Origin of the sequence: Proteus sp. NMG38-2 (assembly GCF_020640995.1) — a bacterium.
Lineage (GTDB): Bacteria > Pseudomonadota > Gammaproteobacteria > Enterobacterales > Enterobacteriaceae > Proteus.
This window is the reverse complement of the sequence record NZ_CP085481.1, coordinates 2,163,620-2,186,994: the sequence shown is the minus strand read 5'-3', so window position 1 is coordinate 2,186,994 and position 23,375 is coordinate 2,163,620. Positions and strand designations below refer to the sequence as shown.

At 33.9% G+C, this 23,375-nt stretch carries 20 protein-coding genes; 15 read left to right on the top strand and 5 right to left on the bottom strand.

The window, feature by feature from the left end; genetic code table 11:
- Positions 1-80: 80 nt before the first annotated feature.
- The 6 genes from LG402_RS10445 to LG402_RS10420 all read left to right on the top strand — a co-directional run bounded on the left by LG402_RS10445 (position 81) and on the right by LG402_RS10420 (position 7,112).
- Complete coding sequence (locus LG402_RS10445; RefSeq protein ID WP_166541143.1) at positions 81-1,109, top strand: NAD(P)H-quinone oxidoreductase; 1,029 nt, start codon at positions 81-83, stop codon at positions 1,107-1,109.
- A 508-nt stretch (positions 1,110-1,617) separates the two neighbouring features.
- Positions 1,618-1,824: a hypothetical protein gene (locus tag LG402_RS10440; protein WP_227336924.1), complete on the top strand. Its 207-nt coding sequence runs from the start codon at positions 1,618-1,620 to the stop codon at positions 1,822-1,824.
- Between the two features lie 107 nt (positions 1,825-1,931).
- Entirely contained in the window at positions 1,932-3,458 is a 1,527-nt protein-coding gene (locus LG402_RS10435) for a tyrosine decarboxylase (RefSeq protein WP_227336923.1), read from the top strand.
- Positions 3,459-3,913: 455 nt separating this feature from the next.
- A complete protein-coding gene (locus tag LG402_RS10430; RefSeq protein ID WP_227336922.1) occupies positions 3,914-4,780 on the top strand; it encodes a PadR family transcriptional regulator in 867 nt (288 codons plus the stop codon).
- Positions 4,773-4,928, top strand: coding sequence for a hypothetical protein (locus LG402_RS10425; protein ID WP_164526352.1), 156 nt, complete (start codon positions 4,773-4,775; stop codon positions 4,926-4,928). Before LG402_RS10430 ends, LG402_RS10425 begins: the two co-directional genes overlap by 8 nt.
- 666 nt (positions 4,929-5,594) lie before the next feature.
- Positions 5,595-7,112, top strand: a complete 1,518-nt coding sequence (locus LG402_RS10420; RefSeq protein ID WP_227336921.1) for a carbohydrate porin — start codon at positions 5,595-5,597, stop codon at positions 7,110-7,112.
- A 138-nt stretch (positions 7,113-7,250) separates the two neighbouring features.
- On the opposite strand, the gene LG402_RS10415 is transcribed toward LG402_RS10420, so the two are convergent.
- The gene (locus tag LG402_RS10415) at positions 7,251-8,036 is read right to left on the bottom strand and encodes an ATP-grasp domain-containing protein (protein ID WP_227336920.1); all 786 of its coding nucleotides are present in this window, start codon (positions 8,034-8,036) and stop codon (positions 7,251-7,253) included.
- A 253-nt stretch (positions 8,037-8,289) separates the two neighbouring features.
- Here LG402_RS10415 and LG402_RS10410 point away from each other — a divergent pair, with 253 nt between their 5' ends.
- The 4 genes from LG402_RS10410 to LG402_RS10395 all read left to right on the top strand — a co-directional run bounded on the left by LG402_RS10410 (position 8,290) and on the right by LG402_RS10395 (position 12,582).
- Positions 8,290-8,937, top strand: a complete 648-nt coding sequence (locus LG402_RS10410) for a hypothetical protein (protein ID WP_109408139.1) — start codon at positions 8,290-8,292, stop codon at positions 8,935-8,937.
- Between the two features lie 284 nt (positions 8,938-9,221).
- A complete protein-coding gene (gene ahpC / locus LG402_RS10405) occupies positions 9,222-9,785 on the top strand; it encodes an alkyl hydroperoxide reductase subunit C (protein WP_006536680.1) in 564 nt (187 codons plus the stop codon).
- Between the two features lie 70 nt (positions 9,786-9,855).
- A complete protein-coding gene (gene ahpF / locus LG402_RS10400; RefSeq protein WP_227336919.1) occupies positions 9,856-11,421 on the top strand; it encodes an alkyl hydroperoxide reductase subunit F in 1,566 nt (521 codons plus the stop codon).
- A gap of 168 nt (positions 11,422-11,589) precedes the next feature.
- Entirely contained in the window at positions 11,590-12,582 is a 993-nt protein-coding gene (locus tag LG402_RS10395) for an alpha/beta hydrolase family protein (RefSeq protein WP_227336918.1), read from the top strand.
- Between the two features lie 91 nt (positions 12,583-12,673).
- Here the strand turns inward: LG402_RS10395 and catA are convergent, their stop codons facing one another.
- On the bottom strand, positions 12,674-13,315 hold the full coding sequence (gene catA, locus LG402_RS10390; RefSeq protein WP_227336917.1) for a type A chloramphenicol O-acetyltransferase: 642 nt from the start codon (positions 13,313-13,315) through the stop codon (positions 12,674-12,676).
- 250 nt (positions 13,316-13,565) lie between these two features.
- Here catA and LG402_RS10385 point away from each other — a divergent pair, with 250 nt between their 5' ends.
- Entirely contained in the window at positions 13,566-14,048 is a 483-nt protein-coding gene (locus LG402_RS10385) for a hypothetical protein (protein ID WP_227336916.1), read from the top strand.
- Positions 14,049-14,136: 88 nt separating this feature from the next.
- Here the strand turns inward: LG402_RS10385 and LG402_RS10380 are convergent, their stop codons facing one another.
- The 3 genes from LG402_RS10380 to LG402_RS10370 are packed head-to-tail and all read right to left on the bottom strand — an operon-like array spanning position 14,137 to position 18,618.
- A complete protein-coding gene (locus LG402_RS10380) occupies positions 14,137-16,650 on the bottom strand; it encodes a PEP/pyruvate-binding domain-containing protein (protein WP_227336915.1) in 2,514 nt (837 codons plus the stop codon).
- The gene (locus LG402_RS10375) at positions 16,634-17,515 is read right to left on the bottom strand and encodes a phosphatase PAP2 family protein (protein ID WP_166541159.1); all 882 of its coding nucleotides are present in this window, start codon (positions 17,513-17,515) and stop codon (positions 16,634-16,636) included. Before LG402_RS10375 ends, LG402_RS10380 begins: the two co-directional genes overlap by 17 nt.
- Positions 17,509-18,618, bottom strand: a complete 1,110-nt coding sequence (locus LG402_RS10370; RefSeq protein ID WP_166541160.1) for a glycerol acyltransferase — start codon at positions 18,616-18,618, stop codon at positions 17,509-17,511. The genes LG402_RS10375 and LG402_RS10370 overlap by 7 nt, the downstream gene beginning before the upstream one ends.
- Positions 18,619-18,755: 137 nt before the next feature.
- Between LG402_RS10370 and LG402_RS10365 the strand changes: the two genes are divergently transcribed.
- From LG402_RS10365 to LG402_RS10350, 4 genes are all read left to right on the top strand, one after another.
- A complete protein-coding gene (locus LG402_RS10365) occupies positions 18,756-19,241 on the top strand; it encodes a GNAT family N-acetyltransferase (protein ID WP_166541432.1) in 486 nt (161 codons plus the stop codon).
- Between the two features lie 192 nt (positions 19,242-19,433).
- Positions 19,434-20,342 carry an AEC family transporter gene (locus LG402_RS10360; RefSeq protein WP_166541161.1) on the top strand — a complete coding sequence of 303 codons (909 nt, stop codon included), beginning with the start codon at positions 19,434-19,436 and terminating at the stop codon, positions 20,340-20,342.
- A 107-nt stretch (positions 20,343-20,449) separates the two neighbouring features.
- Positions 20,450-21,790 carry a hypothetical protein gene (locus tag LG402_RS10355; protein WP_227336914.1) on the top strand — a complete coding sequence of 447 codons (1,341 nt, stop codon included), beginning with the start codon at positions 20,450-20,452 and terminating at the stop codon, positions 21,788-21,790.
- A 67-nt stretch (positions 21,791-21,857) separates the two neighbouring features.
- Complete coding sequence (locus LG402_RS10350; protein ID WP_227336913.1) at positions 21,858-23,309, top strand: AMP nucleosidase; 1,452 nt, start codon at positions 21,858-21,860, stop codon at positions 23,307-23,309.
- Positions 23,310-23,375 lie beyond the last annotated feature (66 nt).

The following is a 23,375-nucleotide window of genomic DNA, read 5'->3' as shown; positions in this document are numbered from 1 at the left end:
TCTTGAAATAAGTAAGATAAGTGATAGAAAAAGCTTAATTAGCGTTAAGATCAGAGAGTGGATAAATTAAATGGGAGCATATGATGAATACTGTTTTACCTGCAAACATGTTAGAGATTGCTATTACAGAACCTGGTGATATAGACAAATTACAAGCAAAAATATCACCCATACCTTCACTTCCTCCTCATTATCTTTTAATTAAAGTTGCCGTCTCAGGTGTTAATCGACCTGATATCTTTCAAAGACAAGGAAGCTATCCGCCACCAGCAGATGCTTCGCCTATTCCAGGCCTTGAAGTTTCTGGAGAAGTAGTGGCTTTAGGTGAAAGTTGTACTAAATGGCAATTGGGTGATCGGGTTTGTGCTTTAGTCGCAGGTGGTGGTTACTCTCAATATTGTATTGCACATGAAGACATCGCATTACCATCAATGAATTTAACAGATATTGAAGCAGCTGCATTACCTGAAAACTTCTTTACCGTCTGGGCTAATTTATTCCAGTTAGGCAAACTAAAACAGGGCGAATCTGTTCTTATTCATGGTGGAACTTCTGGGATCGGTTCTACTGCAATTATGCTTGCCCATGCTATAGGGGCAACCATTTATACAACCGTAGGTTCTGAAGAAAAAAAGGAAGTAGCTTACAAAATTGGTGCTGATTATGTCATCAATTACAAACAAACCGATTTTGCTAAAGAAATTCCTATCTTAACTCACGGTAAAGGTGTCGATGTTGTACTTGATATTATCGGTGGAGATTATGTCGAGAAGAACTACCAAGTTGCGAGCAAATTTGGACGCATAATACAAGTGGGCATGATGAAAGGGATGCCTAAAAATGTAAATATGATGCCAATGATGGTTAAACGATTAATTCATACCGGCTCAACGATGCGTTCCCGTTCAGTAGAAGAAAAAGCTCACATTGCACAAGAATTAAAACAACATGTGTGGCCATTGATTGCTGAAGGTAAAATTAAGCCAATAATTAATGCCATTTTCCCATTAACAGAAGCAGGAAAAGCTCATCAGTTAATGGAGTCTGGTGATTTAATTGGTAAAGTTGTGCTAGAAAATACGACTTATAACGTAAATGATAGTAACTAAGAGTATTAAATATTATTTGTTATAAGAAGTAATGGTTATTTTTTGTTTAAAAAAGCGAATATTCCGAAAAACACATGAGCAATTTATCATGTGTTTTTTTATATATTGAAGTAAAAATGAATAACAATTAAATAAATATATTTTTGGTGGCGCATAAAATTTAATATCTATCCTCTTTAATTGATGTTGGGCGATAGAAATATTTATTAATTCTAATTAAGGTGGGTTTAAGTATTAACCTTAGTAAAAATAATATCACATTGACTGAAAAGTAACTTAAATCAAAATTGATAATAAAATAAAGAAACTAACAAATAAAACTAAATCATTAATCATTAAATAGAGAAAACTTTAGGTTGAATTGAAAAAATCTTAACTGATATCAATAAAATAAAGAAGATTCTTACTCATCATGTAGTATATCATTTGAATAGAGATTAATTATTTACGATTAATAAACACAATTCTCATTAAAACAAATAACAAAAATTTATATATAGGTGCGATGATGGCAAATCATAAACAAACCTGTCTGAGTGCTGCAGAGCGTGTATACCATACCCGAACCGTTGATACGCTAGCATGTTATCATCGAGAGATGGCAAAAATATTAATGAATAGTGAGTATTCTTTTCCTAATGCAAGTAAAGCAAAAAAAAATAATAGTGATAATTTAGAGACTAAAATAAAAAATTGTACAATTGAAAAAAAGTAGTAGATAATTCTTTTGACTCTATTTTAGAGTCGCTAAAACAGCAAAGCAATTTTACTCAATCAGATATTGAGCCTTATTTTTCTCATCATCATTCACAGGTGATGCAATTGGCTAAATTCGGCTATCTTTCTGCATTGGCTTACAATTCAGATAATGTTTTTAATCACCATTCGCCCTTACAAAAACAACAAGAAAAGGAAATTATAGAAGATCTCTGTAAATTAATTGGCTTTTCATCGAAAGATGCATTTGGGCATATCACGACAAGCCATACCCTTGCTTGTTATGAAATATTATGGGCACTTAGAAATTTAAAAACATTACCAATGGCAATTGCCCGCCATCCCAAGTCACGAGATTTGGTTGCAGATAAAAAAGCATTTGAGTTATTCAATATGTCTATCTCAGATATTCTAGCTATGGGTGAACAACTCCATAAACGTAAGATTTTTGATGATGTTAGTTATTTGACATGCCGGGGAACGGGTATGACAAAAACAATGCATTTAGGAAAATTACTTGTCCCTGTTTCGCGTTTTGAATTTTGGAAGAAAGCAATGGATATATTGGGGTTAGGATATGACAACCTTATTGCATTGCCTATTGATGGATCATTTAAAACAGATACTGAAAAAATGCGTAGTATTGTTTTACGTCTTATTGAACAGGGCGAACCTATTTTGGGTATTATTGGTATGTTAGGCTCCCCATCTTATGGCAGCATTGATAAATTAAGACCACTTTTTGAATTAAGAAGAGAATGTGAGGAGAAATACAAAAATTCTTTTTATATTCATATAGATGCTTCACAATTTGGTTATATGAAAAGTTTGTTTCTTGATGATAATTACGAACTTATTCCTTATAAGACGTTGTGCAAAAAACTAAAAAAAGAAGCGCCTCTACTTGAATTAACGCCAGAAATATATGAAAGCGTCACACAGCTTTCTCTTGCAGACTCTGTCTCTTTTGAGCCTTTTCAAGCTGGCTTTTCACCTTATCCCACGGGTGTCGTTTGTATTAAAGATGCACGCATGAGTCATTTTCTAACCAATCCACCAAGATTATGTCCAGAGCAAGCTGATGGTGTTCCCGAAATTGACGGTATTCAATCAGCACCTGCAGTGGCTTCGATGTGGAGTGTACATCAACTTTATCCCTTTACTTTATCGGGATATGGAAAATATGCTCAAATTCAATGGGAAACACGAGTCAAACTTGAACAATTCTTTAATCAAGCTCAATCCTTTGAAAAGGAAGGGGAGCACTACTTTATTCGAGTTTTATCAGCATCCGATTTTAATAAATTGAATTTTGCAGTTGTGAAAAAAGGGAATACGTGTTTAGAAACACAAAATAAGCTGAATAAAGAAATATATGAACACTTAGTTGTAAAAAGTCACTATAGACAAGACCTAAGCTTACTTACACTTTGTGCTCGTAATAGTGATGATGCACCCGCACAGTTTTGTCATGAGTGTTATCTAGATAAAAATGAGTGGGAAACAATCAAGCATTTAAGTCTGTTACAACTTACTATAAAAAGTACGCAAATAGGTGATAAACAACAAATTGAGGCAGGGTACCAATATATTAAAAAGGTCGTTTTATCTGCGCTAGAGAGAGAGTTATAACAATAACTTTTGATCACTAAAAATATCCAGCCTGAAAAACGAAGAAGTGAGTGATATCTCATTATCTTCGCTTTTTGGGTGGTTTAATGTCCGCATCTAATTGTTCCCCTTACAAAATAAGTGACATCGTCACTTATCGTTTTCTCTTTATTACTTACAATCATCAGCTCACTAAAACAGAACGACGATCACTTCCTCAAAATTTATTTTTTATAACTATTTTGATTTTTTCTTCTTTTATTTCCATTGATAGCACATAAAAGCAAGCTAGAGAATGAGAATCATTCATAATAACACTCTTCCTTGTATGGATATAATCATAAATAAATCATATTGTTAAAGATAGAATTGATTTAGTAATACATTTAGATATATCTAAAGCTTGATAATTTAGATATATCGGTTTATATTGCATTACATGAATTCGATATATCTAAAACAATGAGGGAATATTTATGATGATTCGAGCATTACACTCACTTTATCAACAGCGTGCTGAAAATGGTGAACATGGTAGTCATGGTCACGGAAACGGAAAAGGGCGTTGTGGAGATAAAGTTAAACAAGGTCGGAGCCATGGAAATCACGGCGAGCATTGCTGTCATGGTGAACATGGTCACGGACATGAAGGTCATGGTGAGCATGGTCATGGACATGAAGGTCGCGGTGAATGTCGTCATGGTGAACATGGTCATGGACATGAGGGTCACGGTGAATGCTGTCATGGTGAATGCTGTCATGGTGAACATGGTTCTGAAAGACAAGGCAAACAACGCGGTCGTGGATGCGGTGGGCGAGGTAAAGGTCAAGGACGTCAATTAAAACGTATGTTTGATCATGGTGATTTACGAGTTTTATTACTCAGCATGATTGCGAAAAAACCGAGCCATGGTTATGAAATCATTCGTGAAATTGATGAAGCCTCTTCAGGATTATATGTGCCTAGCCCCGGTGTTATTTATCCAACACTAACATTACTTGAAGAGCAAGATCTACTGGTTGCCACCATTGCTGAAAAGGGTCGTAAAAATTACAGCATTACACCTGAAGGCTCTGCATTTTTAACTGAACATCAGGAAATAGATGCCAATATTCAAAGAAAACTTGCTTATGCGAGAGACTTGTCTCAAAACGCGGGTGGTGTTTCAGAAGAGATTGAATCTGCGGTTGGAAAATTAAAGGCTGTATTACGCCATAAACTGGTGTTAAAAGAGCTTTCTGTGGAAAAAGCGGAACGTATTGCTTCCATTCTTAATGAAGCAGTTGAGAAAATCGAAGCTATTAATGAGGCATTGATCTCAGAGGAAAGGGAAGATGAATAAAACAGATACTCAACCACAAAATACAAGAAGACATAATGAAATAGAAAAAGAGGATTTAGAAAATAATCCAGCTGTAAAAGAGCAAATTTGCCCTAAAATGCCAGTTTCTTACTTTCGTAGAGCATTACGTAAACCTGGCAGAATATGATAATGATGGACGGAGGTTATCATGATATGACCTCTGTCAGTTTTTCTTCTACCCGTTGTTCCTCCTATCTACTGCTTTACAAAGTGGTTTTTAACTAACAGAAACCAACAATTTCCTTGTAAAACTTGTTTTACTTCCCAATGACTATCTTAGCAATCACTACCTTCATTTATTTTTGTAAGTCATCTTTTTTTGATGGCCGTTTGTGGCGTTTTTCTTAGGTTATTGTACTGATATCAAAAAAATCATAAATGTTTGTGGAAATGTTCCATGTTAGCGATTATTTTATTTAGGTTAGTAAGCCATTATAAAAATAGAAAACGTAAACCAGAGATATGCTTGTAATAACAATAAAATAAATACCAGATCAAAATAATAAACGTTCGTAAGCACTTAAACGAGAATAAGTGCATTACTTCAAACGTATACCTTACTCGATAATGCATGCATTTAATGCGCATAAATTAGAGAAAAGTAACATAGATAGTGGTTTATTTATTGTTAAGAATAGAAAAAGCGATGCGAATAAGCGGTTGATATTCATAAAAATATTTCCGCATAAAAATAACAATACGCTCATCAAATAGAACAATCGATCGACTAAGTTGATTGTTATGTATTTGCCGTACTTATTGAATCAACATTTGCTAACTTAGGAATATTCGAATGAAAGTGAAAGCATTATCTGTAGTGATAAGTTTGATACTCGCTACACCGTTATGTGCTAATGCGCAAACTGATATAAGTGCTATTGAAGCAAGATTAAATGCGTTAGAACAACGTGCGAATGCAGCTGAAGCAAGAGCTGCTGCTGCAGAACAAAAAGCAGCTCGTCTTGAACAACTCGTTAATTCAAATAATGGATATAAAGGAAAGCCTACAAATAACGTTGCTTCAATGAATATGGAGCAACGCATTGCTGTATTAGAAAAGCAATCAGATGAAGCTCAAGCTAAAGCCAGTATCGCTCAAACCCAGCTAAATGAACTTCAACAAAAACAATCAGTTCAGCTTGCTAATACAGGGAATAAAGAAGCTACAGGTTTTTTCTCTACTAATACAAATTGGGGTGACCTCAAATTGTATGGCGATGTTGAATATAATATTGATGCGGCAAGTAAAAAAGGTCAATTAACATCAATGAGAATGATGCCTGGTAAGCAAAAAGACTTTGAAGATAACGAAAAGTGGTCACTTAATGGGCGTATTTTAATTGGTATCGATGGTGAGAGAGAATTAAAAAATGGCAATTATGCTGGTTTTCGTGTTCAGCCTATGGCTGACATGACCGGTAAAATGAATCTAGATGATGCTGCCTTTTACTTTGGTCAACGTAATAAATGGGAATATAAAATTGGCCGTTATGAAGCGTATGATATGTTCCCTTTAAATCAAGATACTTTCGTCGAATATTCAGGTAATACCGCAAATGATTTATATGGTGATGGTTTTGGCTATATTTATATGATGAAAGAAGGGCGTGGTCGTAGTAGTGATGGCGGTAGCATGATGGTTAACACACATTACAACGACTGGTATTTTGAGTTAAATGCATTAGTTGAAGATGGAACTTCAGTTTTCAAAGATGGTGAGTATCACGGGCGTAAACTTGATAATCGTAAAAATGTTATTTATATGAGACCTGTTGTTGCATGGCAGAAAGGTAACTTAACAATTGCAGGTGCGATAGACGCAAACGTAATAAGTAAAGCTTATGGTTACGAGGATGAAAATGGAAAATTCCAAGATCAATCACGTCGTACTGGTTATGGTCTAACGTTAAGATGGGATACTTTAGCTGATGATCCTATTAATGGCATTGTTGCAAATTTAAGTGCTGCTTATCTTGATGCTAAAGATGAAAATGATTTTTCAATTGGTAGTAATGTGTTGTGGCGTAAATTCCAATTAGGTTATATCTATGCACATAATGATATTAAAGCTTACTATCAAACAAGCGGAAATAATGAGCAAAATGAAACCTATCTAACGCTTAATCCTGGTAAGTACAATATCAATACAGTATTTGCTTCTTATGAATTACCTAATATCTTGGATATGGATAATTTTAAAACCTATTTAGGTGCTTATTATTCACGGATAGATGGCAAAGACGAGATAAATGTACATAGTAGTGATAAGGATCGCTATGGTGCTCGTATTCGCTTTAAGTATCTCTTTTAATTTTATTTTTGATACTTTAAGTTAGACATCAGTCCCACATCGAAAGACTTCAATTTTTAATGTACTGTTATTAGTTGAAGTCTTTGTTTTTTATGTATATATAGCGATAAGTATGTAAAATGGTAAATATGTAAAACCTCAAATACCGGATAAAAGAAAGGTTTTGACCAGTTTTTCAACCTGCCACTCTTTAATATCCGAAACTTGCCCATCACCAATCTCAACTAAGCGTAACTCTCCAGCAGCATTCCTGACTACATCTATGGAATAAAATGGCGTGTTTATCTGTTTCGCTACTTTTCTTACAAGTTCAGGAATTTCATTATCCGCAGAAAATATTTTCTGATTTAAAACAAAATATCTACGCTCACTATTATTAATAAATTCTTCAACTCGGCGAAGGCTGACGCCACCTTCAATATTTCCCCTAAATTGTGTAATCAGTTTTAATATTTCCCTAATCTCATCTGCATTTTTAGCGATAGAGCCTCTCGTTGTCGTTAGCGATTTTACATAATCTTTCACAAAGTAAGCTGGCCATTGAAGCTGCTTAGTTAACTTTTCAAAATCTGTTTCTGCATTAACAATAACAGTTTCTGGTGTGAACTCTTTACAATATTCATACCAACCAGTTATATGATGGTTACGAATATAATCTTCAGGTGTTTCAAGCATTTTTCCGCCATGAACATCCACAGCATGGTATAACTGTTGATACTCATTTTTATTTAACATCCATCCTCGCCAAATAACGGAATGTTCTGATTCAAGTGGATGTGAAAACTTATATTTACCCAACGCGACATCTTCTGATGAGAGTAACAAGCAATGGATGTTGAGTGCTTTGGCACAACGATATTCTTGCTCAAAGGCCTCATCGGGTTTGCCAATTTTAGAATAATCATCAGGGTAAATTATTTGCATAAGTAATTCCTTTTAGTTCAATAAATTCAAAGAAAGATATTTTAATGCTCTATTTAATGGTTTGAAGCTTTTTTCTCTTAATTACATGTTCTCTTTTTTAAGTTGTGAGATCTCTCGATTTTTTGATCTTTTCTCAGCTAGATAACTGATTTTACTCGTGCCATAGTTTTATTTCCTGCCATAATCTGTTTAACAAATACAGACATAAAATAACGTATTTAAATACGATTAATATTAAGCAGGAAACAATTCAATGTCTTTCTATACACAAAACAGTTATTCAAATAATAAGACCTATAAGCAAAATAGAATAAAAACACTATTAATAGGTTTGGCCTTAATTCCTTCCTTCGTATTTGCAGATGACCTATCACAATTACCACAAAAAGAGCGAGTAGCTTATTTTACTCAAGCTCAGCAAGCAGGGATCACTGGTGTTGCTATTAAAACCAAGCCTGTATTGGCAAGGCCGGCTAAAGAAGGTGAAATCATCACAACCATTATTAAAGGTGAAGGTGTTGAAACTGTCTCTGAACCTGCAAAAGGGGGAGATTGGGTCGTACAAAATATCTGTCCAGAGACAGGTAATGAAGAAATATTGGTAAGAAAAGCTAAATTTGCTCAACGTTACAATACGGCAGAGAAAAATGAAATTAATTTAGTGTCTTATCCTAATGATTATCAACCTTTTATCCCAAAAGGGATCGAAATGAATTATTTTATTGTACCGGGATCTACACCTGCATTTGCAATGGAAGCTCCATGGGGAGAATTGCAACGCTTTCAACCGGGTGATGCGGTTGTTCAATCCACAACGGATGACCAAGATATTTATCGTATTCAAAAGGCAGCATTTGAGTGTACTTATACTATCCTTAAACCTGCTAAATTAGCACAATAATATTAAACTAATCTGTTGTAGGTTGAATTATTATTTTTATAATTCATAATGTTATAAGTATATCGCCATTTAAGGCAAGGATGTTAAATAGAGAGAGTTGTTGATAGTAAGTAAGGCATGCTGCATTGTTGTTTAATTGCATTAATAGCTACATTTCGTTAACCTATCTCTATCAATTTCTTCAACTCATTAGGTAAAACCTATTGAACTGATAGCAGGAATGTATTAGCTATTCTCAAGTGGAATAGGTACATTAGTTCCCATACCAAACAGGAGGAAATACAATGTCTTTAATTAATACCCCAATCAAACCATTCAAAAACATGGCATTTAAAGACGGTCAATTCGTAGAAGTGACTGAAAAGGACGTCGAAGGCAAATGGAGCGTTTTCTTCTTTTACCCTGCAGACTTCACTTTTGTGTGCCCAACCGAATTAGGTGACTTAGCGGATCATTATGCTGAGTTCCAAAAAATGGGCGTAGAAATCTATTCAGTTTCTACCGATACACATTTTACCCATAAAGCATGGCACAGCAGCTCAGAAACTATCGGTAAAATCAAATATGGTATGATTGGCGACCCAACTGGCGCATTAACTCGTAACTTCGAAAATATGCGTGAAAACGAAGGTCTTGCAGACCGTGGTACTTTCGTTGTTGACCCACAAGGTATCATCCAAGCAATTGAAATCACAGCTGAAGGTATTGGCCGTGATGCATCAGACCTGCTGCGTAAAGTTAAAGCTGCTCAGTATGTAGCTAGCCACCCAGGCGAAGTTTGCCCAGCAAAATGGAAAGAAGGTGATGCAACTTTAGCTCCATCACTGGATTTAGTTGGCAAAATCTAAATAAGAATTAAGCCACTAAAAAAGTTATTTATCGGGTGTTTCGGCACCCGATTTTATTGAGGGTGCAAAAATGTTAGATAATAATTTAAAAGCTCAATTGAAAGCTTATTTAGAACGATTAACTCAGCCAGTTGAGTTAGTAGCAACATTAGATGACAGTAAACATTCAGCTGATATTCAAGCGCTATTAAAAGAAATCGAACCATTATCCGATAAAGTCACTTATCGTGAAGATAATAACGCTGATGTGCGTAAACCATCTTTTCTTATTACTAACCCAGGAAAAGAAACTGGTGTTCATTTTGCAGGTTCGCCATTAGGCCATGAATTTACTTCATTAGTTTTAGCATTACTGCAAACTGGTGGTCACCCATCAAAAGAAGCACAAGAATTACTTGAACAAATTCGTCAGTTAGACGGTGAGTTTCATTTCGAAACCTATTATTCGCTCTCTTGTCATAACTGCCCAGATGTTGTTCAGGCATTAAACTTAATGGCGATTTTAAATCCGAAGGTCACACATACAGCGATCGATGGAGGCATGTTCCAAAATGAAATTCAGGAACGTAATATTATGGGCGTTCCTGCTGTATTCTTAAATGGTAACGAGTTTGGTCAAGGTCGCATGACTTTAGCTGAAATCGTTAACAAAGTAGACAGCAATGCAGAAAAACGTACTGCGGAATTATTAAACCAAAAAGATGCATTTGATGTATTGATTGTTGGTAGTGGCCCTGCAGGTGCATCAGCGGCTGTTTATTCAGCACGTAAAGGTTTAAACACGGGTCTTATTGGTGAACGCTTTGGTGGTCAAGTTCTTGATACTGTTGATATTGAAAACTATATCTCTGTACCAAAAACAGAAGGTGCAAAACTTGCGGGTGCTTTAAAAGCTCACGTTGATGATTACCAAGTGGATGTGATTGATAGCCAAACAGTCAGTCGTTTAATTCCGGGGGCATCAGAAGGGGAATTACACCAAATTGAAACAGCATCAGGTGCAATTTTAAAAACCCGTAGCTTAATTATTGCAACAGGTGCTCGCTGGAGAAATATGAATGTTCCCGGTGAAAATGAGTACCGTACTCGCGGTGTAACTTATTGTCCACACTGTGATGGCCCACTGTTTAAAGGCAAAAGAGTCGCTGTCATTGGTGGTGGTAACTCAGGTGTTGAAGCGGCAATTGACTTAGCAGGCTTAGTTGAACATGTCACAGTATTAGAATTTGCGCCAGAAATGAGGGCCGATGCTGTATTACAGAAAAAACTGCGTAGCTTAAACAATGTAGAGATTATCTTAAATGCTCAAACTACAGAAGTGTATGGTGATGGTACTAAATTAACCGGTCTAAAATATAAAGATCGCACCAATGATTCTATGCACGATATTGCGCTAGCAGGTATTTTCGTTCAAATCGGCTTATTACCTAATACACAGTGGTTAGAAGGTACAGTTGAGCGCAATAAAATGGGCGAAATTGTTGTTGATGCTCGTGGCGAAACCAATATTAAAGGTGTTTTTGCCGCTGGTGACTGTACTACAGTACCTTATAAGCAAATTATTATTGCTGCTGGTGAAGGTGCTAAAGCCTCACTTAGCGCATTTGATTACTTAATTCGCACGAGTGCAAAATAAGTAAGCTAGGTTTAAAAATTAACTCTTTTACATTATAAAAGCATCTCAATTGAGATGCTTTTTTTCTACCTTGAATTTTTAATTTATCGAAAAATCTCTATTCATAAACCTCAAACAACCTATGCTATTATCTCACGACTTAAATAATCTATAGGGAAGTTGATTGATATGAATATAAAAATGATGAATTTTAAACAAATTGTTCCTGCAATTCTTTTTTCTTTGGTAAGTATTAGCTCTTTTTCTGTTAATGCAGATATCGAAATTCGTGATGAAACTTTATTTGAAGCACATCAGCGTTTTAAAACCGAAATTATAAATGACAGTTTTGATAATATTGATCCACCTTGGGAAGCGCCACCAAAAATATTTAATGTTATTAAATACCCAGCCAAACCCGGTGATATGTATGCCTATTTAACACCACCTCCAGCAAACAAAAAAATGAAATTACCTGCTGTGATCTGGCTAAATGGAGGCTACGGTGGAATAGGGGGTGATGACTATTTTTGGCAACCTAAACCGGCTGATAATGACCAAACAGGTGCTATTTTCCGAGATCCCAATATGGTACTGATGATCCCATCTTTTCGAGGTGAAAATACCAATCCTGGTCGTTATGAAATGTTCTATGGCGAATTGGAAGATCTTGAATCAGCGAGAGAATATTTAGCATCATTGCCTTACATTGACGCTAAACGTATCTATGTCGTTGGACATAGCACTGGAGGAACACGTGCATTATTAGCGAGTGAATATAGTGATAAATTTAGAGCTGTTTTCTCTTTAGGTGGAATACCTGATCTTAAATTAAGAGCTGAAGGGGATATGATAGTTGAGTTACCTTTTGATAGAAATAAGGAAGAGGAATTTAATGTTCGATCTGTATATCGTTATATTAAATCAATAAAAACACCAACTTTTTATTTTGAAGGACGAGACTATTTTTGGAATGAGTTTAATGAGCTACGTGCCGTTGCAATGGTGCATGATATTCCATTAAAAATATATAGTATTAAAAATGGTGATCACTTTAATATTATTGTTCCAGTCAGTAAATTAATTAAAGATAAAATTTTACAAGATACTGATACAAATAAAGAAAGCAATATTCGATTCACTAATGAAGAAATAAAATGGATCAATAAACAAGTTCGATAATAATTTAATTTATATTTGAACAGATTTTTAATAACTCGCTCTTTTATTTAATTGATAAAAGGACGAGTTTTTTATCTAAAAGTCAATATGGTTAAACTGAAAACTCATCACATAACTCTTGAAGTTTATTAATCATCCTTGCTATATGAAAACCATCACAAGTAGCGTGATGTACTTGAATGGATATTGGTAATAAAAATTTGTCATTTTGTTGAATATATTTTCCCATAGTAAAAATAGGAGGAAAATAATCTTTTACATTAGCAACATTTAAATTAAATCCATCAAAACTTACCCACGGGATCATCGAAATACAGAAATGATTTTCAGGTAAATTAGGTTTTGCAGATAGATTCAGATTATCTTTATACTTTTGATAATCTTGCTTATATTCTTTTAAAAAAGAACACCAATCTTCAACATATTTACTCCATAACTCTGAAAAAGTTTCCGTTTCTGGATGAAAAATCGTATATGCAGGATTGATATAATCCCAAATAACCAATTCATCATTCTTTATTGCCATTCTAGATTCAGGATAATAATTTACCGTTTTTGCAATCAAATAGATCATTACAGGGTAAAACTTAAGATTATTTTTAGTTAATATATCCCTTAAGGCCGTAATATCTAACTTAGTTGTCAAACTAAAACCACATTGCAAGTTATGACGATAATGTAAAAAGTGTTCTTTTCTATGCCATTGTTCTAAATCGATTTTTTTATAATTCATTTTTAAGCCCTTCTTGTTAAGTAATAATTTTCTTAGTGAAGAAGGGCAAAACGGGTTGTCTGAATAGGCTGCATAATAACTCCTCACATATTTAATTATTATAAAAGATAATATAACGTATTATTGCACTAATTATTAAATATTAAAGGTATTTTTGTGCTGACACTAACTACAATAACATTTTTTTGGAAAAAGACATTAAGTATATTATGATAAGAAGGTTACTTTTTAAAAAATGAAGGGATTTATGATGCAAGCTAAACTTGCTTATCAATGGAAACAACAAAGACGTGGAAGGCTCTCTTTTTTAGGTTTAGAAATTGCTTGGTCAATTTTATTTGCTATTGTCGAAAACTTAATATATCGCTGGTATATATTACTTTATCCTGAAAGCGCAGATTCAATAATTGAAAGTGCCTTTTATTATCAATTTTCTTTTACGCCATATGGTTTAATCGAAATTGTACTTTTAATAATACAAATCTACATATTTACTCTGATTTTATCACAACGAGTGAGAGATATTGGTATAAGTTATCCAGTCATTATTTCACTTGTTTTTACTATCAGTCCTATATTATTAATGCCATATTTGCTCTTTAATGCGCCAACCATGTTAATTGTGCTTTTTGTTGTTTTACTAATAGGTGGATTGGTTGCTTTGCTTGCACCTTCTGCTTATAAAGTTAATATCGACATTAATAAAACGCCAGAAGAAAAAGAAAATAACTAATTAAAAAATGTGTTGTGTGAAACGAGAAAAAGCATCTAAAAAGATGCTTTTTCTGATCAAGGCATATGGCTCATGGTTTATCAAAAAGTTAGGATAAAATCTCAATGACTCCTTTTTGCCCATCAACTTTTACTCTTTGCCCATTTTTTAAAATATTCAATATATTACGAACGCCCATAATGGCAGGTAATCCCAATTCTCTAGCAGTAACAGCACCATGAGATAATGGTCCACCACTTTCTGTAATTATGCCGGAAGCTCGATAAAAAAGTGCAGTCCAAGCTGGATTGGTTGTTCTTGCAACTAAAATGGCATTTTGTGGAAATTCGGCAAAATTTTCAGGGCCATGAACAAGATAAACTTCACCTTCAACAATGCCTGCACTTCCAGCCAACCCTTTTAATTGGTGCTCATTTGTATTCAGTTCATCACCGCCATCTTCGCCATAAATCCATTGTGGGGTAACTGATTTTGCTTTTAGATATCCAGTTTTGTTTTGGTATATATGATGACGTAACTGATTCCACTCAGTAGGATCATCTGCAAGAATTGCATTAGCTAAAGGTTGTTCATTAGCAAAATAAATGTCCATTGGGCAATCTAAAACACTACGAATAACCAATCGCTCTCCTAATGCTTTTAATCCGCGACGCATAGGTAAAGCTAGTCGTGTTGTTTGATAATGTTCTAAGTCATCAAGTGCAGTATAAACTCGAGCTAATCGAATAATCTCTTGTAAGAAAAAACGTAACTCTTCAGGAGCATCAGAAACAATTGAAAATTCAGTTTCTGATTGTAGAATTTTTTTACCTAATGGATCATCTACTTGTTTATCATCAGCTAAATCAGCCATTGCCTTAATTTGAGTCAACACAATATGGGGGGCATCTAGCCAAGTTGGATGATACGCATCAAAGTCTAATTCTCGATGACCGTGATTTGCTAAAAATAAGGAAAATTGCTGGTGAAAATGAGGATCACATACCTCAATTTCTTGCATAATACTTTCAGGAACAATGGATGTTATAAGTTTGAGAAGTTGAGGGTGCTGTCGAACATAACGAGAGAGAGCCCAAAGTTCAGCGTTCACTTGCCCCGTTTTAGTTTCAGACATCGCAATTAAATTATCGAATGCGGTATGTGCATATTTTTCTTCTTTGAAGAAAAGTTTTAGCAATGCCATCAATGCAGAATAGAGTGAGCGCTGAGTCAAGGATATGGCAATGTTAGGTAAAAAGTAATCAGCGCCTAATTTATTAATTCTTTGCACATAATCCCATAGCTGAGGCAAACTTTTATCCTGCAATGGTTCATTCATCAATGCACCAATAGAGATTAAATATTTATCTAAATCACGCATCCAAGTAATAGGTAATTCCTGTACCCAACTGAATTTTTGTGCAATTTCAGGCAACGATTTTAACAGGGTAGGTAAATCATTCATCATCGATGTAGGGAGACGATTACTATACAAGGAAACTGCATTTTGGTTGCCGTAAATATAATAATCTTGCATACCGAACCATTTACCATTAAATGAAGGAAGCCTCATAAGATTAAGGCTAAAGTTTAATGATGAATGAAAACCCGCTTCACACATATCCCATGTTAATGGCGTGATAGGATTAGGGAATCTTTCTGCTGATTCTTCTCTTGTCCAAATTGGGGCAATTTGTGTCACATTGCGTGATTGCAAAAGCCATAATTTTCCATCATGAAATGCCCATTCTATATCTTGTGGGAAATCAAAATATTTTTCCGCTGAGATAGCAAGTTCAGCTACTTGTTTACACTGTTCTGCTGTCAGCGAGGACATGGATTGTTGAGCAGATTTAAGAGGTAAGATTTTAGTACCATTATCAACCATAACAATGGCATTTATTTTTTGAGCAATCGTTTCTTGTTTTAATGAGAAACTCTCTCTATTAATTAGAAATTCATCGACAGGATCTTCACCAGCAACAACAGTTTCACCTAATCCAAATGCGGCATTAATTAATACAGTAGAAAGAGAGCCTTGAACTGGATCAACAGAAAAAGCCACACCCGCAGCTTCATTCTCTTGGACGTTAATCATTCTTTGTAGCACGACCGCCATTGATGCTTGAGTATGGGGTAAATTTAAATGTTGGCGATAGAGCATAACGTGCGTGTGCCATAAAGATGCATAACATTGGCGAATAGCATCCAGTAAATTAGGCAAAGTTTTAACACCTAATACAGTATCATGTTGCCCCGCAAAAGCGGCTCCAGGCATATCTTCTAATGTTCCAGAAGATCTCACCGCTAAAGCAGTGTTATTTAATTGGAGCTCGTTTAATTTCGAATTTAAAGAATGAATTAAGCTCTCTGGCATGGATGCTTGTAAAATTAAATGGCGAATGTTTTTACTAACGACTTCAATTTCTTGCTTTTTTTCTGATAATAAGTGATTAATTTCAGGCAGTAAGGGCGTGATAAATAACTGATAAGCTTGACAAGAGAGGATTAAACCATCAGGAACAGGCAGTGACTGAATTGTTTTTGCTAAACTCGCACCTTTACCCCCACTAATAGATACTTCAGAAGCAATAGGCTCGTTAATTTTATAAATGAGTTCCATATTCGACCTTATTATTTTTACAAGTGATGTAAAGCACCAATGATGCAAGTAAAGCACCGACAATAACATCAATGCCATAATGGTAATGTAAATATACAGTTGCCAAAATCAGCCCTATTAGGATAGGAAATAAACAATAAGCCGTTTTTTGATAACCTGATAAATAGAAAAAACCAACAATATAAAGCGTTATCCCAGTATGCAATGAAGGAAAAACATCCATTCCTGTAATGCCTTTATCAACGAGATCAGTCAGAAATAGTGTCATAGCGCCAGAGTAAACGGGATAGTTAAAATCAGAAGGAAATGCAGAGTAAGGACCTGCGGCTGGAATAGTAAAGTAACCAATAAATCCAAAAAAATACATCAGCATTAAACCGAAAAAATAGTTTTTAGTTAGCACGTTATTCCGGCTAAAAAAGAAGAACAGGGCACTACCAATAATTAGAAAATAGAAACTAAAATAGCAAAAAGAAAGAAATTCACTTAGCCATCCTGATTGTAAAAAAATAGACCATTCGGGTAAACTTTTTCCAAACCACAAGAACTTATCCAAAGTATATAAAATATCATCAAAACTCCATTGGTATAATCCATAGCGAATTGACTTAAATAAGGGAAAAATGGTCCAGCATACAATCAGTTGTAACAAACCTAACCAATAAAATCGCGAATGATATGTTGAATGTTGATTTTTATATCCGACAAAAACCAATAAAATCCATAAAAACAAACCTAAGAAAATAGGTGTTAGCATCTCTGTAGCATGAATTAACCAACTACCATAAGTACCAAGTCCCCAGATAATAAAGAGTTGCACGGAAAATAGATGGTTAAAAAGCATCCTAGCTTTAGTCGTTAACATATTTGGGCGCCTTTCTTCCTTATCAATATGAAGCCGAATGATGCACTGACTAAGCTTATACCAATAAATAGAGGTGAAAAGAATAGGAGCATGACTAAGATCGGAAGCCAAATTGCTGAGGCAATAGCGCCACCTAATATTTTGAAGAAGCTAACGGTATTACGTGCATCAGCAAAATGAGATGCGATAAATGATGAAAGTAATATTGGGAATAAAATATACATAAATAAAAATGAAATATAACGCCAAATTAGAATAGAAGATTGAGAGGTTTTTTCTATAGTTTTATTGCTATTATCTGCTTGAGATAAATTATTTTGATAATCAATAAAGGATTCAGCATAAGAGTATCCTTCTTTATTTTTATTAAAAGCATAGGATGAGGCTTTTTCAAAAATATCAACATCTGGACAATTAACAGAAATTTTATTTAATGCATTAGATACTTCTTTATGAATATTTTGTTCCCATTCCCTGATTGATAAATTATCTTTTTTCGAGGTTATACATATATTATCTCCAATATAAACTTCAACTTTTGAACTGAATTTATCAGGTGCGATATAAAATAATCCCATAGGGATAATATCAAAATCTACTCCCTCACTGATTAATGTTCTAATAATTCTTGCAGCTCCTCGTTGATAAGGTAAAGGCTGGAAACCCCACTCACTACTGCCTTCTGGAAATAAAAGGAGATCTCCGCCTGCTTTTATATGCGCAATTGCTGCTTCTGAAGGGCTTGAAAATATATTTGTATTTATGCCTAAACGTTGTCTATCCTTTTTTCTAACTACGGGAATGCCCGTAAAAAAAGTCTTCATTATGCAACTATTTAATAATTGTATTGATGCTAAAGCCTGAGCTTTAGGAAATGCCTTCAATGCAATGTAACCATCAAAAGCACTGTTCCGATGACTACAAAGAATTAGCTTTGGATGTGTATTTTCGGATTGAGATCTATTATGGTAAATAAGTGAAACTTTTGAAAAATAGATTTCTCTAATTGAAGTGGATATGAATTGATAATAAAAAGGAAGTTCAGAACCAGCAACAAAAGAGGAGGTTTTTTTTATTGGGGAAGGTAATATTGAATTAGGCATAAGATTTCCTTACATTATCCTTCTGCCAAAACATATCATGCTCTAAAAAAAAGTAACACTAAAAAATTTAAAATGCACTATTAGAATAGTAGTTTTTTACTGATTCGAGGCTTTTAATTCTAATGAATAAGATGGAAATGAGTATGATTCAACTTAGACTTGCTGAACCACAGGAAGCAAAAAGATTGTGGTATTTACGAAATCAAGCTTTGCGATTTGGTTGTGAGAATGTTTATCCAAAAGCTATTTTAGCTGCATGGACTCCCGATGAAATGCCTGATGGATATCGACAAGCTATTATAGATAATCCATTTTATGTAATTGATTATAAAGAGTATAACATTCCAGTAGCTTCTGGTTTTTTAGATGTCAAAACAGGTTTTGCTGAAGCAATTTTTACATTACCAGAATATATGGGGAAAGGATTTGCAGGACTTATTTTAAAACAGTTGAAACATGAAGCAATAAAGAGGGGGCAAAAAAAATTATTTTTGGATGCAACACCTAACGCAGTAATATTTTATTTAAAACAGGGCTTTAAAGCATTAGAAGAGCGAGATTATTATTCAAGTTTAGCAAAAGCAAATCTACATTGTTATCGAATGTACATTGATTTAGATTAGCTTCGGGAATTTATGCACATAAAAAGAAAATTTGTACTGAATGATCTAAAAATAAAAAATGCTATTCTGAAAATGCGATATTGCTATATTTTTATCATATTTTGAGTTGGTTATTGTATTAACAACATAAAATAGCAATCGCCCTGATGTTACGATATTGTAAAGTATCACGACATCTCTAGGATAAATATTATGCAAAATGTGTTATTAACGTTATGGCCATTATTCGCGTTAATTGCGCTAGGTGCAATTTTAAGAAGAAATAAAACGTTTGAGCCCGCATTTTGGGTAGGAGCTGAAAAACTTAACTATTTTCTACTTTTTCCTGCCCTATTGATTAATAGTTTGGCGAATGCTCCTTTATCTGATCCTCAATTACCCCACCTTGCTGGGGCTATTTTTTCTGTAGTTATTATTGTCACTATTTTGTGTGTTATTTTGAAAAAAATAACAGGGTGGTCTGCGGGTCGCTTTGGTGCAATTGTTCAAGGTAATATTCGATTTAACACTTATTTAGGTTTAGCTATTGTTGCTGATTTATTTGGTGTTGAAGGCTTGGGAATAGCGGCTTTGATATTAGCAACACTAGTTCCTCTATCCAACGTAACTTCAGTGCTTTGCTTAACTGCAGGGCAAAATGTGACTTTGCGTCAATTGATATTACCTATCATAAAAAACCCTTTAATTATCTCTTGTGTTATTGGCATCATAATAAATCTGTCAGGAATTGGGCTTCCTTTTGGTAGCGATCAATTCTTGAAATTGTTAGCAGCAACGAGTTTACCTTTAGGACTTATTTGTATTGGTGCAGCATTGCATCTATCAACACTAAAAGCAGAAAGCAAAATGATTGGTATTAACACAGTTACCCGATTGCTTATAGTACCGGTAATCGCGTATAGCGTTGCTTATTTCTTAGGTTTATCTTCATTAGTTATGATGCTTTTAGTTATTTTCTTTTCTATTCCAACAGCGCCAACTTCTTATATTTTAACCCGACAGTTAAGGGGCGACTCTGAATTAATGGCAGGGATCATTACATCTCAGACGATACTTGCAGTAATGACATTACCTATTATTTTAAGTTTTTTAGCAATATAGAAAGGTTTCATTATCAAAATATCATAAATAACTAGATTGTTTTTTTATATCATAAAATCTTTATCCTGATATTTTTATTTCATAATATTAGATATTAGGAGAATATAATGCCAATAAAAATTGCTGATTATTCAATAAGTCCTGTAAATGCAAAGCAAATACAAGATGCATCCAATCCACTAGATGCAAGAACTATATGGGAAAAAATAAAAAATTGGTTTGGCTTTGGACAAGAAAGCACGGTTATCCCATTAATTAAAAATACTTTTTTTAATGATGAAACATCTAAGTTAGATAAAATACTTGGATTTTGTAAATTAGAAAACCTTACTACTGGTAATGAATATAAAAAAAATTTTTTGATTGAAAAAAACGATGATGAAATAACTTGTTCTATTAAATTGGATAAAAATCCTGACAGTGAAGAAATAAGCTTCTCATATAATATAAATGATATTGACAATGATTTGAAATCAATAACAGATATAATAATAGCATTAAAAGAAAATGATTTTGATGAGTTTATATTTGATGCTATAGCAATCTGGGATGAAAAAAACAAGAATAACATTAATAAAATCGATGATATTAAAAAAGAAGTTATTATCAATTTAATAAATAATAAAATTAAGGTTGTAAATGAAAATAAATTTGATAGAAATTTCATATTAACAAACAGATTATATAAAAAAGCTAATTTTGATTTCAAGAAGTTTCCTAGTGAATTAAAGGCACTAATTGAAGATGAAAGAAAAAAAGCAAATAAAGAAGGTAAAAGATTATTAGATAAAATTGAGGCTGAACTACTTAATGACCTATCAAGGATGTCATTGAAAATTAATAGTATTTCCGTTGCTGATCTAAGAAATAAACCACAAGAATTAGACGAAAAAACATTCAAAGAGTTAGAATTTAAAAAATTAAAAAATGAATTTACAGATTTGGATGAAAATGATAAGGAACTAATTTATTCCTTATTATATCAAAAAGGACTTCTTGAATTTAAATCATTTTTGATGAAACAAGATACACTTGCGGGATTAATTAATGTTCCTTATTCAGCAGAAACGGTAATAGATATTATAAAAGATAATAGTAAAAACACAATAAAAATTAAAATAGAAAATAAAAAATCATTACAAGATAAAAGTAATAATAATATAGAAAATATAAAGAATTTAATAAATACAGAGTTACCGTATGTTAATGAGCAACACTGTAACTTAGTCAACCTCGTTAGTAAAGAACTTATAGGAAAGCCTTTTTCATTAGATAAATATATGAATATTATGGGTATTGTTAACTCTAATATTTCAGAGTTATTATTAGTTGGAAGGAATATTACGTTAGAAGATAACACTAAATTAATTTTTGACTATGATATTAAAAATAAAACACTTGTTCTTGATAACAAAAGTGAATATGAATACGCAATCTTGAAGTATTGACTATTGGGCTAAACAAAGCTTCTTGCTATTATGGTTATAAATCAATAATAAGTAAGAGGCTCTTTTTATGTCACAACCTCATCACCTTGAAATCCAAGCAATTATTACCAAACTAAAAGAACAATATCAAAATGCCGTTGATGCATTACGTAATGCAATTGTTGATTATGCACAAAATGGAACATTACCTGATATAAAACAAAGAGCTGAAGGATTATTTGCTTATCCTCAATTAACAGTGCAGTGGTCTGGAGAAATAAAAACAGAAGATAAAACGAGAGCTTATGGGCGTTTATCTCGCTCAGGAACTTATTCTACCACTATTACTAATCCCGCTTTATTTGAAAACTATTTATCAGAACAATTGCAACTTATTGCTGATGCCTACTATGCAACTTTTGAAGTCAGTGCCTCAAAACAAGAGATCCCTTATCCTTTTGTCATTGATGGAACTGGTATTGGTTTTGATAGAAAAATGAGTGCCTCTTTAGCAAAATACTTTCCAACAACTGATCTATCTAAAATTGGTGATGAAATTACCGATGGCTTAATTTGTGATAGGGAAATATTGCCACTTTCTCATTTTGATGCTTTACGTACTGATTTCTCACTGGCACGTTTAAAGCATTACACTGGTACATTGCCTGAAGATATTCAACCCTATATTTTATATACGAATTATAATCGTTATGTTGATGAATTCGTTCGTTGGGCATGTGATCAAGTTGCGGATAAAGATAGTCCATATTGCGCGCTTTCCTGTGCTGGGTTTCAACAAATTACAGCAGATACTGTTGATCCTGAAAAGTTAATATCAGATTTAACTTGGAAGAAATATCAAATGCCTGCCTATCATTTAATTGCTAAAGAAGGCCCCGGAATAACATTAGTTAATATTGGTGTTGGCCCTTCAAATGCAAAAACAATTTGTGACCACTTGGCGGTTTTACGGCCTCATGTTTGGTTAATGATTGGTCATTGTGGCGGATTACGTGAAAGCCAACAACTTGGCGATTATGTTTTAGCCCATGCTTATTTGCGTGATGACCATATTTTAGATGATGTTTTACCGCCTGATATTCCAATCCCAAATATTGCAGAAGTACAACGTGCACTTTATGACGCCACTAAAGCAGTCAGTGGAAAACCAGGGCATGAAATAAAACAAAGATTAAGAACAGGAACCGTTGTTACAACGGATGATCGCAATTGGGAATTACGTTTTTCGGTATCAGCAAGGCGATTTAATTTAAGTCGTGCGGTTGCTGTTGATATGGAAAGTGCAACAATCGCAGCACAAGGCTATCGTTTTCGAGTTCCTTACGGCACATTATTATGTGTATCTGATAAACCATTACATGGTGAAATTAAATTACCTGGTCAGGCGAATCATTTCTATGAGGGCGCTGTGTCAGAACATTTGCAAATTGGTATACAAGCTATCGAGTTACTTAAACAAGAAGAAAATAATTTGCACTCTCGAAAATTGAGAACATTTAATGAACCACCTTTCAGATAAATTGTAAGTAATAATAAATCCCAAATTATAATTAATTCAATAGTTTGGGATTTTTATTTGATTTTA